The 14958-nt window shown below is 62.3% G+C and carries 12 protein-coding genes; 3 read left to right on the top strand and 9 right to left on the bottom strand.

What is annotated here, in order from left to right; all coding sequences use genetic code 11:
- Nucleotides 1-7 precede the first annotated feature (7 nt).
- The 9 genes from phaC (FX984_RS28980) to FX984_RS28940 all read right to left on the bottom strand — a co-directional run bounded on the left by phaC (FX984_RS28980) (nt 8) and on the right by FX984_RS28940 (nt 12151).
- On the bottom strand, nt 8-1690 hold the full coding sequence (gene phaC / locus FX984_RS28980) for a class II poly(R)-hydroxyalkanoic acid synthase (RefSeq protein WP_027605019.1): 1683 nt from the start codon (nt 1688-1690) through the stop codon (nt 8-10).
- Between the two features lie 88 nt (nt 1691-1778).
- Complete coding sequence (phaZ, locus tag FX984_RS28975; RefSeq protein ID WP_027605018.1) at nt 1779-2624, bottom strand: poly(3-hydroxyalkanoate) depolymerase; 846 nt, start codon at nt 2622-2624, stop codon at nt 1779-1781.
- Between the two features lie 137 nt (nt 2625-2761).
- The gene (gene phaC / locus FX984_RS28970) at nt 2762-4441 is read right to left on the bottom strand and encodes a class II poly(R)-hydroxyalkanoic acid synthase (RefSeq protein ID WP_108573662.1); all 1680 of its coding nucleotides are present in this window, start codon (nt 4439-4441) and stop codon (nt 2762-2764) included.
- Nucleotides 4442-4690: 249 nt separating this feature from the next.
- A complete protein-coding gene (locus tag FX984_RS28965; RefSeq protein ID WP_027605016.1) occupies nt 4691-5068 on the bottom strand; it encodes a gamma-butyrobetaine hydroxylase family protein in 378 nt (125 codons plus the stop codon).
- 149 nt (nt 5069-5217) lie between these two features.
- Nucleotides 5218-6555, bottom strand: a complete 1338-nt coding sequence (gene hslU / locus FX984_RS28960) for an ATP-dependent protease ATPase subunit HslU (protein WP_027605015.1) — start codon at nt 6553-6555, stop codon at nt 5218-5220.
- 37 nt (nt 6556-6592) lie between these two features.
- The gene (hslV, locus tag FX984_RS28955; protein WP_010563201.1) at nt 6593-7123 is read right to left on the bottom strand and encodes an ATP-dependent protease subunit HslV; all 531 of its coding nucleotides are present in this window, start codon (nt 7121-7123) and stop codon (nt 6593-6595) included.
- A gap of 258 nt (nt 7124-7381) precedes the next feature.
- Complete coding sequence (locus FX984_RS28950; RefSeq protein WP_027605014.1) at nt 7382-8083, bottom strand: SPOR domain-containing protein; 702 nt, start codon at nt 8081-8083, stop codon at nt 7382-7384.
- A 1-nt stretch (nt 8084) separates the two neighbouring features.
- The gene (gene argS / locus FX984_RS28945; protein ID WP_098480515.1) at nt 8085-9821 is read right to left on the bottom strand and encodes an arginine--tRNA ligase; all 1737 of its coding nucleotides are present in this window, start codon (nt 9819-9821) and stop codon (nt 8085-8087) included.
- 110 nt (nt 9822-9931) lie between these two features.
- Nucleotides 9932-12151, bottom strand: coding sequence for a primosomal protein N' (locus FX984_RS28940; protein ID WP_027605012.1), 2220 nt, complete (start codon nt 12149-12151; stop codon nt 9932-9934).
- Nucleotides 12152-12381: 230 nt separating this feature from the next.
- On the opposite strand from FX984_RS28940, the gene rpmE reads away from it, so the two are divergent.
- The 3 genes from rpmE (at nt 12382) to FX984_RS28925 (ending at nt 14886) form a co-directional block, all read left to right on the top strand.
- Nucleotides 12382-12615, top strand: a complete 234-nt coding sequence (gene rpmE, locus FX984_RS28935; protein WP_005784030.1) for a 50S ribosomal protein L31 — start codon at nt 12382-12384, stop codon at nt 12613-12615.
- Between the two features lie 14 nt (nt 12616-12629).
- A complete protein-coding gene (locus FX984_RS28930) occupies nt 12630-13436 on the top strand; it encodes a thermonuclease family protein (protein WP_146476828.1) in 807 nt (268 codons plus the stop codon).
- Nucleotides 13437-13617: 181 nt separating this feature from the next.
- Nucleotides 13618-14886, top strand: coding sequence for a malic enzyme-like NAD(P)-binding protein (locus FX984_RS28925; RefSeq protein WP_146476829.1), 1269 nt, complete (start codon nt 13618-13620; stop codon nt 14884-14886).
- Nucleotides 14887-14958: the final 72 nt, after the last annotated feature.

Raw genomic sequence — 14958 nt, 5'->3', positions numbered from 1 at the left:
GTTGAGCTCAGCGCACTCGCACATAGGTGCCGGGCGCCGCTTCCATCGGTGGGTAATTCTGGTTGCCCAGGGCGGTGAGGGTTTCGCGCTGTACGCCCGAGCGCTGCTGGATCCACGCCAGCCACTGCGGCCACCAACTGCCCTCGACGTGGTTGGCGTCGTAGTACCAGGCACGCGGGTCGCTGCTCAGCTTGGGATTTTCGACGTAGTTGGCCTTGGGGTTGCCCGGCGGGTTGAGGATGCTCTGGATATGCCCGCTGTTGGACAGCACGAAGCGCCGCTCGCCACCGAGCAATTGCGTGGAGCGATACACCGCGTCCCACGGCGTGATGTGGTCGTTGATCCCGGCCACGCTGAAGCTGTCCACCGTGACCTTCTGCAGGTCGATGGGCGTGCCGCACACTTCCAGGCCGCCGGGATGGCTCAGCGGGTTGTGCTTGAAGAAATCGAGCAGGTCGCCATGCAGTGCGGCGGGCAGGCGCGTGTTGTCGTTGTTCCAGTACAAAATGTCGAAGGCCGGCGGTTCCTTGCCCAGCAGGTAATTGTTGATCCAGTAGTTCCAGATCAGGTCGTTGGGACGCATCCAGGCGAACACCTTGGCCATGTCGCGGCCGTCCAGCACGCCTTGCTGGTAGGAACGACGCTTGGCGGCTTCCAGGGTTTGCTCATCGGCGAACAGCATGGCGGGGCTGTCGATCTGGCTGTCCAGCAGGCTCACCAGGTAGCTGGCGCTGGAGATGCGGCGCAGCTGGCGCTTGGCTTGCAAGTGGCCTTGCAGGGCGGCGATGGTCAGGCCACCGGCGCAGGCGCCCATCAGGTTGACCTCGCGGGCACCGGTGATGGCCCGGCAGACGTTGAGTGCTTCCTCCAGCGCCGCCACATAGGTGGACAGGCCCCATTCGCGGTGGCGCACGTCCGGGTTGCGCCAACTGACCATGAAGGTCTGCAGGCCGTTCTTGAGGGCGTACTGCACGAAGCTGTTGGCCGGGCTCAGGTCGAAGATGTAGTACTTGTTGATTTGCGGCGGCACGATCAGCAGCGGCCTGGCGTACTGTTTTTCGCTCATGGGCTTGTATTGGATCAACTCAAGCAGCTCATTGCGAAATACCACCGAGCCTGGGGTGGTGGCCACGGTCTTGCCGACTTCAAAGGCCTGTTTGCTCACTTGGCGCGGCAGGCCGTTGTTGTGCAGCAGGTCGTCGAACAGGTTGCTCACGCCGCGCACCACACTGTTGCCGCCGGAGTTGAGCAGTTCCTTGACGGCCAGCGGGTTGAGCAGGGTGTTGGAGGGCGACACGGCGTCGTTGATCAAGGCGAAGGCAAAGTGCGCGCGGGCGCGGTCGTCGTCACTCAGTGAGCTGTCATCGATCCACTGGCGGGTCTGCTTCTGCCAGCTCAAATAGGCTTGCAGGCTGCGTCGGTAGAACGGGTTGAGCGTCCAGGTCGGGTCGCTGAAGCGGCTGTCCCGTGGGTTGGGCTCGTGCACGGTCTCACCCAGCAGCACACGACCCAGTTGACCGCCCAGGGCCAGGGCGTGACGGGCGGTATGCACCGGGTTGCGCCAGCCGTGGGCGGCAACGCTGCGTAAGGTCGACAGCAAATCCCGACCGCGCAGGCCGGTGATCGCGTTTTGTGCGTTGATGAACGCGGCAGGGGTGGGCGCCGGGTTCGTCACGGGTCTTTCTCGCATGAGCCAACACTCCTTCGTCAAGCCATCAACAGGCACGCCAATTCAGAACCATAGTCGGTTCTCGGCAAGTTGCGCGGCGGTGTGGTCCTTACACCGCAGGTCGCGGGTGAATCACGGCCCGCATGCGCTCCTCCTCGAGAAACTTCATGATGATCGGCGCCACGGCTTCAGCCCGGGTGATCAGGAACAGGTGGCCGTCATCGATGATGTGCAACTGTGCGTTGGGAATGCGCCAGGCCAGCATGCGCATGTTGACCAGCGGGATCAGCGGGTCGTCGTCCCCGGCCAGCACCAGGGTCGGCTGGCGGATCTTGTGCAGCCAGTGGATGCTGGTCCAGCCCAACCCCGCGAAGAGTTGCCAGTAGTAGCCCAGCTTGCCGGCCGAGCGCACTTTGCTCGCGTGCTCGGCCGCCAGTTTCGAATCGCGGCGGAACGAACCGCCATAGATCATCGGTGCGATGCGCACCACGTGGGACGGTTGGATATAGCGCCGGGGGCTGGCCATCAGCCACAGCACCTTCGGCTTGCCTGGCACCATAAAGGCACCGGCCGCGGTCGCCGCCAGGATCAGTTTCTTGCAGCGTTCCGGGTAGTCGTAGGCAAACTGCTGTGCCAAGGCGCCGCCCCAGGACACGCCCACCGCATTCACCTGGCCATAGTCCAGGTAGTCCAGCATGCGCGCAGTGAGCTTGGCCAGGCCGGGAAAACGATAAGGCCGGTTGGGCGTCGAGGAGCCACCCACGCCCGGCACATCGAAGGCGATCACTTCCAGGTCCGGGTCCAGGGCCTGGACGAACGGAAACACCAGCTCAAGGTTGGCGCCGATGCCGTTGAAGATCAGCAACGGCGTCAAGTGGGGCTTGCCCGGGCGTACCGCCGTGCGGATGGTCTGGCCATCCAGGTCGATGGTACGAAAGATGAACGGTTGCGGCATGCTCAAGCCCTGTGAGATGTGACGGTTGGAATGCAGGCCAACGGTGGGAGGGGGCTTGCCCCCGATTGCAATTGATCAGATGGCTGACACACGGCCATCGGGAGCAAGCCCCCTCCCACATTTGAACGCATTTCAATTCAGCGTTCGTGTACGTAAGTCCCGGGGGCTGCTTCCGCTGCGGCATAGGTCTTGTTACCCAAAGTCGTCGGTGCCTTCTTCAGCTTGCCCGCCCGTTCCGCTTGCCACGCCTGCCAATGCAGCCACCACGAGTCAGTATGCTTGGTCGCATTCTCCTGCCACTCCAGTGGCTTGCCCGCCAGGCTGTCGCTGGTCTGGTAGCGCGCCTTGGGGTTGCCGGGCGGGTTGAGGATGCTCTGGATATGCCCGCTGCTGGAGAGTACGAATTCCACCTTGCCGCCAAACAGCTGGGCCGATTTGTAGCACGACTGCCACGGCGTGATGTGGTCGTTGGTGCCGGCCAGTGAATAGATATCGGCCGTGACCTGCTTGAGGTCGATCGGCGTGCCGCACACTTCCAGGGCATTGGCGCGCACGAGCGGGTTGTTTTTGAACAGTTCGATCAGGTCGCCGTGGAAGGCCGCAGGCAAGCGCGTGGTGTCGTTGTTCCAGAACAGGATGTCGAACACAGGCGGCTCATTGCCCAGCAGGTAGTTGTTGACCCAGTAGTTCCAGATCAGGTCGTTGGGGCGCATCCAGGCGAACACCTTGGCCATGTCGCGGCCTTCCAGTACACCGGCCTGGTAGGAGTGGCGCTTGGCCGCTTCCAGGGTCTGCTCATCCACGAACAGCGCTACCTGGGTGTCCAGGGTGGTGTCCAGCACGCTCACCAGCAGGGTCAGGGCGTTGACCTTCTTCTCCCCCAGCGCCGCGTAGTGGCCCAGCAGCGCGGTGCAGGTGATGCCGCCGGAGCAGGCGCCGAGCATATTCACGTCTTTGCTGCCGGTGATCGCGGTGACCACGTCGACCGCTTCCTTGAGCGCCTCGATATAGGTCGACAGGCCCCATTCGCGCTGGGCCTTGGTAGGGTTGCGCCAACTGACGATAAAGGTCTGCTGCCCATTGCGCAGGCAGAAGCGCGCCAGGCTCTTTTCCGGGCTCAGGTCGAATACATAGAATTTGTTGATCTGCGGCGGTACCACCAGCAACGGGCGTTCGTGCACCTGTTCGGTGATCGGCTTGTACTGGATCAACTCCAGCACGTCGTTGCGAAATACCACCGCCCCTTCGGTGATGCCCAGGGTCTTGCCCACTTCAAACGCGCCCATGTTGACCTGGCTCGGCATGCCGCCGTTGTGCACCATGTCCTTGGCCAGGTGTGACAGGCCGTCGAGCAGGCTCTTGCCGCCGGTTTCAAAGAAGCGTTTGACCGCCGCCGGGTTGGCCGCGCTGTTGGTAGGGGCCATGGCTTCGGTCATCAGGTTGATTACGAAGTGGCCGCGGCTGATGTCCTGTTCCGACAGGTTACTGTGGCCGATCCAGTCGTGCAGTTCCTTGCGCCACGCCAGGTAGGTTTGCAGGTAGCGTTTGTAGAGCGGGTTCTGGCTCCAGGCTGGGTCGTGGAAGCGACGGTCATCGCTTTCGGGCTGCAGCTGCGATTTGCCGAACATCACGTTCTTCAATTCAACGCCAAAATGGGCGACGTGCTTGACGCTGTGCAACGGTTGCTTGATGGCTTGGGTCAGCACCATCTTGGCCGAGGCCAGTAAATCCTTTTTACGTAACGCGATGATCGGGTTGAGCCCCAGGGTGTTTTCCGAGGCCTGGCGTTTCAAGTCATCGTTGTTCTTGTTACTCATCTACGACGCTCCATTGTCCGAAAGACGAGTACCGGGTACCGCTGCGCACCAGGTTTCGATACACAACACAAGCCAGGTACTGCGACTCGGGTGACCGTTGATACCGCATCGTCAAATGCAGGGAACTTGCCAGTTCCATTGGTTACCCGAGTTTAATTTTTTTCGCAAGCGGGCCAATCGTTGGCCACGCGACAGGGCATTCAAGCAGATGAAATTAGAAAATGCCCTCTAAAGAGCAAGAAGCCTGGACTAGAGCATCAGCCGCACGACCGACTCGCTCGGATCACGGGTTTTGCCGGCTGCCTTGAGCTCGGCGAGATAATCGGCCCACAACGCGTCCTGACGCACGGCCAATTGGTAGAGGTAGTCCCAGGTGAACAGTCCGCTGTCATGTCCGTCGTCGAAGGTCAATTTCAGTGCGTACTGGCCGGCCGGTTCGATCTTGGTCAGGCGCACGTTGAGCTTGCCGAATTGCAGGATGGGCTTGCCGTGGCCCTGGACCTCGGCGGAAGGCGAATGCACCCGCAGCAGTTCGGCGGGCAACTGGTAGACCTCGTCGGGCCCATAGGTGAGGCCGAGGGTGTTGGAGGTTTTGTGCAGGTTTACAGCGGTAGGAAACTTGGCCATATGAGGTGCTCTTGAATAAACCGGCTTAAAAATGTGGGAGGGGGCTTGCCCCCGATTGCAGTGGGTCAGCTATAGATAAGCTGACTGATCCACCGCTATCGGGGGCAAGCCCCCTCCCACATTTGAAGCAAAGCAGTTCTGTGTGAGGCTTACAGAATATACCGCGACAAGTCCTCGTTCTGCGCCAATTCGCCCAGGTGGCTGTTGACGTAGTCGGCGTCGATCTTGATCGCTACGCCATTCTGCGCCCCGGCCATGTCGCCGGCGCTGAAGGACACTTCCTCAAGCAGGCGCTCAAGCAAGGTGTGCAGGCGGCGCGCACCGATGTTCTCGGTCTTCTCGTTGACCTGCCAGGCAATCTCCGCCAGGCGCTTGATACCGTCCGGCAGGAACTCGATGCCCAGCCCTTCGGTTTTCAGCAGCTCACGGTACTGCTCGGTGAGCGACGCATGGGGTTCGCTGAGGATGCGCTCGAAGTCGCCGGGGGTCAGCGCCTTCAGCTCTACGCGAATCGGCAGCCGGCCTTGCAGCTCGGGCACCAGGTCGCTTGGCTTGCTCAGGTGGAACGCACCCGAAGCGATAAACAGGATGTGGTCGGTCTTGACCATGCCCAGCTTGGTATTGACGGTGCAGCCTTCGATCAGCGGCAGCAGGTCGCGCTGCACACCTTCGCGGGATACATCGACGCCGCCGGAGTTGCCGCGCTTGGCGACCTTGTCGATCTCGTCGATAAACACGATGCCATGCTGCTCAACGGCTTCCAGGGCCTTGGCCTTGAGCTCTTCGTCGTTGACCAGGCGTCCCGCTTCTTCATCGCGTACCAGCTTCAGCGCGTCCTTGACCTTGAGCTTGCGGCTTTTCTTCTTGCCCTTGCCCATGTTGGCGAACAGATTCTGCAACTGGCTGGTCATTTCTTCCATGCCAGGCGGTGCGGAGATGTCGACGCCAGAGACTTCAGCGACTTCGATCTCGATTTCCTTGTCGTCCAACTGGCCTTCACGCAGGCGCTTGCGGAACAGCTGGCGGGTGTTGGAATCCGAGGCCGGTGCGGCATCTTCGTTGAAGCCCATGCGCGCCGGTGGCAGCAGGGCGTCGAGGATGCGTTCTTCGGCGGCGTCTTCGGCGCGGTGGCTGACCTTGGTCATTTCCTGCTCGCGCAGCAGCTTCAGGGCAGCGTCGGCCAGATCACGAATGATCGACTCGACATCGCGGCCCACATAGCCGACTTCGGTGAACTTGGTCGCTTCGACCTTGATGAACGGCGCGTTGGCCAGCTTGGCCAGGCGTCGCGCGATCTCGGTTTTACCGACGCCGGTCGGGCCGATCATCAGGATGTTCTTCGGTGTTACTTCAACGCGCAATTCTTCGGGCAGTTGCATCCGGCGCCAGCGGTTACGCAGCGCGATGGCAACGGCGCGCTTGGCATCGTCCTGGCCGATGATATGGCGATTGAGTTCATGGACGATTTCGCGGGGAGTCATGGACATAGTGTTTGGCGGCCTCAAGCGGGAATAAGCCTGTGGCTTACTCGGCGAGGTCCTGCTCCTCAATGGTGAAGTTGTGGTTGGTGAACACGCAGATATCGCCGGCGATGCCCAGGGCGGTCTCGACGATTTCGCGGGCCGACAGGTCGGTTTTCTTCAACAGTGCGCTGGCTGCGGCTTGTGCATACCCGCCGCCGGAGCCCATGGCGATCAGGCCATGTTCAGGTTCAACCACATCGCCGTTACCGGTGATGATCAGGGACGCATCTTTGTTGGCGACGGCCAGCATGGCTTCCAGGCGGCTGAGGGAGCGGTCGGTGCGCCATTCCTTGGCGAGTTCGACCGCGGCGCGTACGAGGTGGCCCTGGTGTTTTTCCAGCTGGCCTTCGAAACGCTCGAAGAGGGTGAAGGCGTCGGCGGTTGCACCGGCAAAACCGGCGAGGACCTGGCCGTGATACAGGCGACGCACTTTTTTCGCATTGCCTTTCATCACGGTATTGCCCAGGGAAACCTGGCCGTCGCCGCCCATGACGACTTTGCCGTGGCGACGTACTGAAACGATGGTGGTCAAGGGGAGAGTCTCCACGCAGCGGGGCGAAAATGCCCTGATGGAAACTCATATGGGGGTGGCGGGGGGGATTTCAACCATGGGGGTTTATGGCGGACGAGTGGTGTTTATCGGTCTGACACCCATTTCAGAGCGCTGCAAAACCAACTGTGTGAGGGGGCTTGCCCCCGATAGCGGTAGATCAGTCAATATTTTCGGCGACTGATACACCGCCATCGGGGGCAAGCCCCCGCCCACATTTTTATCGAAGTTGAGCCCGAATCAGCGGCTCTGGCGCTGTTGTAACAACAGGTTGCTAAACCCGGCGCCGGCCAATTGCTTCTGCGCCACGGTGAGCTGTTCGCGGTTGCTGAACGGCCCCACCAGCACGCGATACCAGGTCGCGTCCTTCACCGTGCCGGACTCCACCGTCACAGTCTGGCCCAACAGAATGATCTGCGCACGCACGCGATCCGCATCGGCCTGCTTCGGGAACGAGCCCGCCTGCAGGAAGAACTTGGTCACCGGCGCGGCCTTGGTTTCGGCAACCGGTGGTGCTGGCGGCGGAGTAATCCCGGCCAACGCCGCCTGGGCCCGGGCGGTATCGATTTTCGCGGCTTCTGCCGGGGTTACCGGGGTGGTCGGCACTTGCGGCGTCGGCAGGGTTTTCTCCGGCACGGCGTCAGGCGGCACGATCACTTCCGATTCCGGCAGCAGCGTATAGAAGTCGTACTTCGGCTTTACCGGTGCTGTCGGGCTCGGTGCAGTCTTGTTGGCTTCGGCCATTTTCGTGGCCTTCTGCTGCTCCTGCTTGACCCGTTTGACGTCATCGCCCTGGCCTGGGTCCAGCTTCATCAGGAACACGATAAACGCGCCGACCGTGAGGCCGATGGCCATCCACAACCAGCCTGGGATCGGCTTCTTCGCCGGGGCCTGGTAGCGGCTGGCGCCGCGCTTGGGTGCAGGTTTTTTCTTGGCAGCCAACTTACATACGCTCCAGAGTTTCCAGGCCCAACAGTTCCAGGCCTTGCTTGAGGGTCCGTCCAGCCAGTGCGGCGAGGCGCAGGCGACTTTGCTTCTGGGCTTCGTCGTCGGCGGTGAGGATCGGGCAGTTCTCGTAGAAGCTGGAGAACAACCCGGCGACTTCGTACAGGTAGGTGCACAGGATATGCGGCGTGCCTTTCTCGCCGACGCTGTTCAGTACTTCGCCGAATTGCGCCAGCTTGGCGGCCAGCTCCTGTTCATGGGGCGCGTCCAGCACGATGCGGCCTTCGACTTCGCTGAAGTCCTTGCCCAGCTTGCGGAACACACCGGCCACGCGGGTGTAGGCGTACAGCAGGTACGGCGCGGTGTTGCCCTCGAAGTTGAGCATCAGTTCGAAGTTGAAGCTGTAGTCGCTGGTGCGGTGCTTGGACAGGTCGGCGTATTTCACCGCGCCAATCCCCACCACGCGGGCAATATTGCGCAGGTCGGCCTCGGCCAGCTCCGGGTTCTTTTCCTTCACCAGGTTGTAGGCGCGGTCCTGGGCTTCGTTGAGCAGGTCGATCAGCTTGACGGTGCCGCCATCGCGGGTCTTGAACGGGCGGCCATCGGCGCCGTTCATGGTGCCGAAGCCCATGTGCTCCATGTGCATCGGATGGGTGACGAAACCGGCGCGACGTGCCACTTCGAACACCTGCTGGAAGTGCAGGGCCTGGCGCTGGTCGACGAAATACAGCGCACGGTCGGCCTTGAGCACGCCGCTGCGGTAGCGCACGGCCGCGAGGTCGGTGGTGGCGTAGAGGTAGCCGCCATCGGCCTTGACGATGATCACCGGCAGCGGCTCGCCGTCGGCGGTCTTGAATTCATCGAGGAACACGCACTGCGCGCCGTTGCTCTCCACCAGCAGGCCCTTGGCCTTGAGGTCGTTGACCACGTTGATCAGGTCGTCGTTGTAGGCGCTTTCGCCCATCACGTCGGCCATGGTCAGCTTGACGTTGAGCAACTCGTAGATTTCCTGGCAGTGGGACAGCGAGATCTCGCGGAAGCGGCCCCACAGTTCCAGGCATTCCTTGTCGCCGGCTTGCAGCTTGACCACCAGGCCGCGGGCGCGATCGGCGAACTCTTCGGATTCGTCGAAACGCTTCTTGGCGGCGCGGTAGAAGTTCTCCAGGTCCGACAGCTCGTTGCTGGTGATCGGGTTTTCCTGCAGGTAGGCCATCAGCATGCCGAACTGAGTGCCCCAGTCGCCTACGTGGTTCTGGCGGATCACGGTGTCGCCGAGAAACTCCAGGACCCGGGCCACGCCGTCGCCGATGATGGTCGAGCGCAGGTGACCGACATGCATCTCCTTGGCCAGGTTGGGCGCCGACAGGTCGATGGCCACGCGCTGAGCCGGGCCGGCCTTGCGTACGCCGATCCTGGCGTCGGCCAGGGCCGCATCCAGGCGTGAAGCCAGGGCCTGGGTGTTCTGGAAGAAGTTGATAAAGCCCGGGCCGGCGATTTCGGCCTTGGTAACGCTCTCGTCGGCAGGCAGCGCGGCGATGATTTTTTCCGCCAGGTCGCGCGGCTTCATGCCGGCCGGCTTGGACAGCATCATCGCGATGTTGCTGGCGAAGTCGCCGTGGGTCTTGTCGCGGGTGTTTTCCACCTGGATCGCCGGCGTCAGGCCTTCAGGCAACACACCTTCGTTGACGAGTTGGGTGAGGGCTTGTTGGATCAGCTGGCGAATGGTGTCTTTCATGGTGTTCTCTTTCGACCGCAAGCGGCGGCGCGCGATGCGCAGGTGGAAAAACTGGGCATTATCCGTGGCGAGGGCGGGCTTGCCAACCTTCGCAGGACCTATGGCCAGGCTTAATACAAATCTACCGGGTCTACATCCAACGACCATCGCACCTGGCGGCCACTGGGCATTTGCTCCAGCGCAAGTAACCAGCTACTTAATAGGCGATGCAACGGTGCGCGGGACGTGGCCTGCAAGAGTAGCTGGGCACGATAACGCCCGGCACGACGCTCCATGGGCGCGGGTACCGGGCCGAGCAATTCGATGCCGCTCAGCCCCAGCTCGCCGAGCAAGCGTTCGGCGGCGCTGCAGGCTTCATCCAGAAAACCCTCGGCCTGCCCCGGTTTATGGGCTTCGGCGCGCAACAGCGCCAGGTGCGCAAAGGGCGGCAGGCCGGCGGAGCGGCGTTCGCTCAGCGCCTGTTCGGCGAAGGCAAAGTAGCCTTGTTCGGTCAGTTGAATCAGCAACGGATGGTCGGCCAGGTGGGTCTGGATAATCACCTTGCCCGGCTCCTCGGCGCGCCCGGCACGCCCGGCGACCTGCACGATCAGCTGCGCCATGCGCTCGCTGGCGCGAAAGTCGCCGGAAAACAGGCCGCCGTCGGCATCCAGGATCGACACCAGGGTCACCCGGGGGAAGTGGTGCCCTTTGGCGAGCATCTGTGTGCCCACGAGGATGCACGGCTGGCCCTTCTGGATGGTGGCGAACAGCTGGTTCATGGCGTCCTTGCGCGAGGTGCTGTCGCGGTCGACCCGCAAAACCGGGTAGTCCGGGAACAGAATGCCCAGGCGCTCCTCGGCGCGCTCGGTGCCTGCGCCCACCGGACGCAGGTCGACCTTGCCGCACTGCGGGCAATGGCGCGGTACACGTTCCACATGGCCGCAATGGTGGCAACGCAGTTCGCCATGGCGCTGGTGCACGGTCATGCGCGCATCGCAACGCTCGCACTCGGACATCCAGCCGCAGTCATGGCACAGCAGCGTCGGCGCAAAGCCCCGGCGGTTGAGAAACACCAAGACCTGCTGGCCGGCCGCCAGGGTCTGGCCGATAGCTTGTTGCATCGGCCCGGAAATGCCGCTGTCCAGCGGCCGGCTTTTTACGTCCAGGCGCAGGAAGCGTGGTTGCTTGGCGCCGCCGGCGCGCTCGTTCAGGCGCAGCAGCCCGTAACGACCGGTGTAGGCGTTGTGCAGGCTTTCCAGGGAGGGTGTGGCCGAGCCCAGCACAATCGGGATGTCTTCCTGGCGCGCGCGCACCAGCGCCAGGTCGCGGGCGTGGTAGCGCAGGCCTTCCTGCTGTTTATAGGAGCCGTCGTGCTCCTCGTCGATGATGATCAGCCCGGGATTTTTCATCGGCGTGAACAGCGCCGAGCGGGTGCCGATAATAATGTCGGCTTCGCCATCCCGCGCCGCCAGCCACGACTCCAGGCGTTCACGGTCATTGACCGCCGAGTGCACCAGGGCGATGCGCGCATTGAAACGCTGCTCGAAGCGCGCCAGGGTCTGCGGGCCCAGGTTGATCTCGGGGATCAGCACCAGTGCCTGTTTGCCGGCCTGCAGGGTTTCGCGGATCAGCTGCAAATAGACTTCGGTCTTGCCGCTGCCGGTGACGCCCGCCAGCAGGAACGCATGGAAGCTGTCGAAACCTGCGCGAATCGCTTCATAGGCGGCGCGTTGTTCAGGGTTCAGCGGCAGTTCGGGCTGGGCCAGCCAGTGTTCGTGGCGCGGGTCGGGGGCGTGCCTGCGGATTTCCACCTGTACCAGGCCCTTGGCCAGCAACAGGTCGAGGCTGTCCTTGCTCAGCATCAGCTTGCTCAATAGCTGATGGGCGACGCCGTGGGGATGCTGGGCCAGGGTCGCCAGGGCTTCACGCTGGCGCGGGGCGCGGGCGATGCGCGGGTCGTCGAGGCGTGCGCCGGGCACCGTCGACCAGAAGCGCTCCTGGCGCGTTTCGGCCAGTTCGCCCTGGCGCAACAGCACCGGCAGTGCCCAGCTCAGCGTGTCACCGAGGCTGTGCTGGTAATACTGGGCGGTCCACAGGCACAGCTTGAACAGCGCGGGCGGCAACGGCGGCGTGGCATCGAGCAGGGCGATGGCCGGCTTGAGCTTCTCGGCCGGCACTTCACTGTGGTCGGCGACTTCCACCAGGATGCCGATCATCTCCCGACGGCCAAACGGCACGCGCACGCGCATGCCCGGCTGCAACTGCGCACGCAGCACACCGGCCGGGGCCCGGTAGTCGAACAGGCGGCGCAGGGGCGAGGGCAGGGCTAGGCGCAAAATGGCGTCGGGCACGCGAGAGGTCTCATCTATAAAGGCAGGCGGTGGCGCAGGGGCGGGAGCCTAGCAGACCGGGAGAGGCTTGGGGTAGCCGCCAGTTTTCTGATGAAAGGTGCTTTTATGTTGACACGCGATGGGTGTCGCCGCTTGCGCGTTTAAAAAGGTCTGGTAGAATCCGCGGCCTAATTACGTGCGGTATTCGACAATAGTGTCGAGTGGCGGCACGCTAGCCCGAGGAAGTCACCATGAAAGCCGATATCCATCCAGCGTACGAAACCATCGAAGTAACCTGCAGCTGCGGCAACAAGTTCGAAACTCGCTCGAACCTGTGCAAGCCACTGGGTACTGACGTATGCAACGAGTGCCACCCGTTCTACACCGGTAAGCAGAAAACTCTGGACACCGGCGGCCGTGTACAGCGCTTCGCAGATCGCTTTGGTGCTTTCGGCAAGAAGCCTGCTGCTACTCCAGCAGAGTAAGGCTCAAAAGCCTTATGGGCTTTTGCCAGCTGTTGAAAAAGGCGTCCCTTGCGGGCGCCTTTTTTGTGCCTGCGATTTGGGTGACGGCCGTGCAGGCCGAGGTATTCTGCCCCGCGCCGACGGCCCTGGCCCGCGTGGACGTGCAGCGGGTGGTGGATGGCGATACGGTGCGCCTCAAGGATGGCCGCAGTGTGCGGATGATCGGTATCAATGCCCCGGAAACCGGCAAGAAGGGGCGCGCCGACGAGCCTTTCGCGGTCGCCGCGCGCCAACGTCTGCAGGCGTTGGTGGATGCCAGCGGTGGTCGTGTCGGCCTGGTGCCGGGGCGTGATCGCAAGGATCATTACGGCCGCACCCTGGCCCACCTCTATGGTGCCGACGGTGAGAACCTGGAGGCGCAACTGTTGGCCGAGGGCCTGGGGTTCCAGGTCGGCGTGGCGCCGAATGTCGATCTCGTCGCCTGTCAGCAGGCGGCTGAAAACAGCGCCCGTAAAGCGCGCCTGGGCCTGTGGCGCCAATCGCCGGTACAGTCTGTGGCGCAGCTCAAACGCTCCGGGTTTGCCGTGCTCAGTGGCCGGGTCAGCCAGGTAAAGCGCAATCGTGGCGGTATCTGGATTGAAATGCAGGGATCACTGGTATTACGCATCGCCCCTGTTCTGGTCAGCCAATTCGATGCTGCCACGCTCAATGGTCTGCAAGGCCGCACTGTTGAGGCGCGGGGCTGGGTACAGGATCGCTCGCGACGCGGCGGGCTGAAAAAAGGTCAGGCGCGCTGGCTTCTGCCGTTGACCGATCCGGGCATGCTCAAATCGACGCCTTGAGAAAAAATTGTAGACATTTTTTAAGTCGATTGTGAACAGTTGAGCCCTTGTATCCCGTGGCTCTTGGCCGAAAGTCTTAGTGCAGGGCCCTTGACACCTGTGACTGCCCAGTCTTGTAGGGACTTTACGACACGAGTATCCTCGGCGGTCCGTCGACCAACAGTAAAAGCGGAATGCCGATATGTCTGATTTGAAAACTGCCGCTCTCGAATATCATGCCCATCCTCGTCCAGGAAAGCTGAGTGTAGAGCTCACCAAAGCCACCGCCACCGCCCGCGACCTGTCGCTGGCCTATAGCCCTGGCGTGGCCGAGCCCGTACGTGAAATCGCCCGCGACCCCGAACTGGCGTACAAGTACACCGGCAAAGGCAACCTGGTTGCAGTGATTTCCGATGGCACCGCGATTCTCGGCCTGGGTAACCTCGGCCCACTGGCCTCCAAGCCAGTCATGGAAGGTAAGGGCGTGCTGTTCAAGCGCTTCGCCGGCATCGACGTTTTCGATATCGAAGTCGACTCCGAGAGCCCGCAGGCTTTCATCGACACGGTCAAGCGCATTTCCATCACCTTCGGTGGCATCAACCTGGAAGACATCAAGGCACCTGAGTGCTTCGAGATCGAAAAGGCCCTGATCGAGCAGTGCGACATTCCGGTATTCCACGATGACCAGCACGGCACCGCGATCGTCACCGCGGCCGGCATGATCAACGCCCTGGAAATCGCCGGCAAGACCCTGGCTGACGCCAAGATCGTCTGCCTGGGCGCCGGCGCTGCGGCCATCTCCTGCATGAAGCTGATCGTCAGCATGGGCGCCAAGCTGGAAAACATCTATATGATCGACAGCAAGGGCGTGATCCAGTCCGAGCGTACCGACCTGAACCAGTACAAGGCGATGTTTGCTCACCCGTCCTCCAAGCGTACCCTGGCTGACGCCCTGAACGGTGCCGACGTGTTTGTCGGCCTGTCCGGCCCGAACCTGCTGAGCGCTGAAGGCCTGAAGTCCATGGCGGCCAACCCGATCGTGTTCGCCTGCTCCAACCCTGATCCGGAAATCGCCCCGGAACTGGCCCACGCCACCCGCGACGACGTGATCATGGCCACCGGTCGTTCGGACTACCCGAACCAGGTCAACAACGTGCTGGGCTTCCCGTTCATCTTCCGTGGTGCCCTGGACGTTCGCGCCAAGCGCATCAACGAAGAGATGAAAGTGGCTGCCGCCAACGCCCTGCGTGAACTGGCCAAGCTGCCGGTGCCTCAGGACGTGTGCGACGCCTACGGTGGCGCCAAGCTGGAATTCGGTCGTGAGTACATCATCCCGAAACCAATGGATAAGCGCCTGATCACCCTGATCTCCGATGCCGTGGCCAAGGCCGCGATCGAGACCGGTGTGGCCACCCTGCCGTATCCGAAAAACTACCCGCTGCAAAGCGTGGATGATGTGTTCAACGGCTAAGCCGTTGTAGCGCACCAACCAAAAGCCCCGGCTCTCGCGAGTCGGGGCTTTTTGCTGTGTGGTAATTAACTC

It is taken from the genome of Pseudomonas marginalis (assembly GCF_008692035.1).
Classification (GTDB): domain Bacteria; phylum Pseudomonadota; class Gammaproteobacteria; order Pseudomonadales; family Pseudomonadaceae; genus Aquipseudomonas; species Aquipseudomonas marginalis.
Note: the sequence above shows the minus strand (reverse complement) of the source record. Positions and strands in the feature narration are given on the sequence as shown.

What these genes read in the sequence shown, in the direction of transcription:
- phaC (WP_027605019.1), bottom strand. Translation starts at nt 1,690, where the DNA reads ATGCGAGAAAGACCCGTGACGAACCCGGCGCCCACCCCTGCCGCGTTC.
- phaZ (WP_027605018.1), bottom strand. Translation starts at nt 2,624, where the DNA reads ATGCCGCAACCGTTCATCTTTCGTACCATCGACCTGGATGGCCAGACC.
- phaC (WP_108573662.1), bottom strand. Translation starts at nt 4,441, where the DNA reads ATGAGTAACAAGAACAACGATGACTTGAAACGCCAGGCCTCGGAAAAC.
- FX984_RS28965 (WP_027605016.1), bottom strand. Translation starts at nt 5,068, where the DNA reads ATGGCCAAGTTTCCTACCGCTGTAAACCTGCACAAAACCTCCAACACC.
- hslU (WP_027605015.1), bottom strand. Translation starts at nt 6,555, where the DNA reads ATGTCCATGACTCCCCGCGAAATCGTCCATGAACTCAATCGCCATATC.
- argS (WP_098480515.1), bottom strand. Translation starts at nt 9,821, where the DNA reads ATGAAAGACACCATTCGCCAGCTGATCCAACAAGCCCTCACCCAACTC.
- rpmE (WP_005784030.1), top strand. Translation starts at nt 12,382, where the DNA reads ATGAAAGCCGATATCCATCCAGCGTACGAAACCATCGAAGTAACCTGC.
- FX984_RS28930 (WP_146476828.1), top strand. Translation starts at nt 12,630, where the DNA reads ATGGGCTTTTGCCAGCTGTTGAAAAAGGCGTCCCTTGCGGGCGCCTTT.
- FX984_RS28925 (WP_146476829.1), top strand. Translation starts at nt 13,618, where the DNA reads ATGTCTGATTTGAAAACTGCCGCTCTCGAATATCATGCCCATCCTCGT.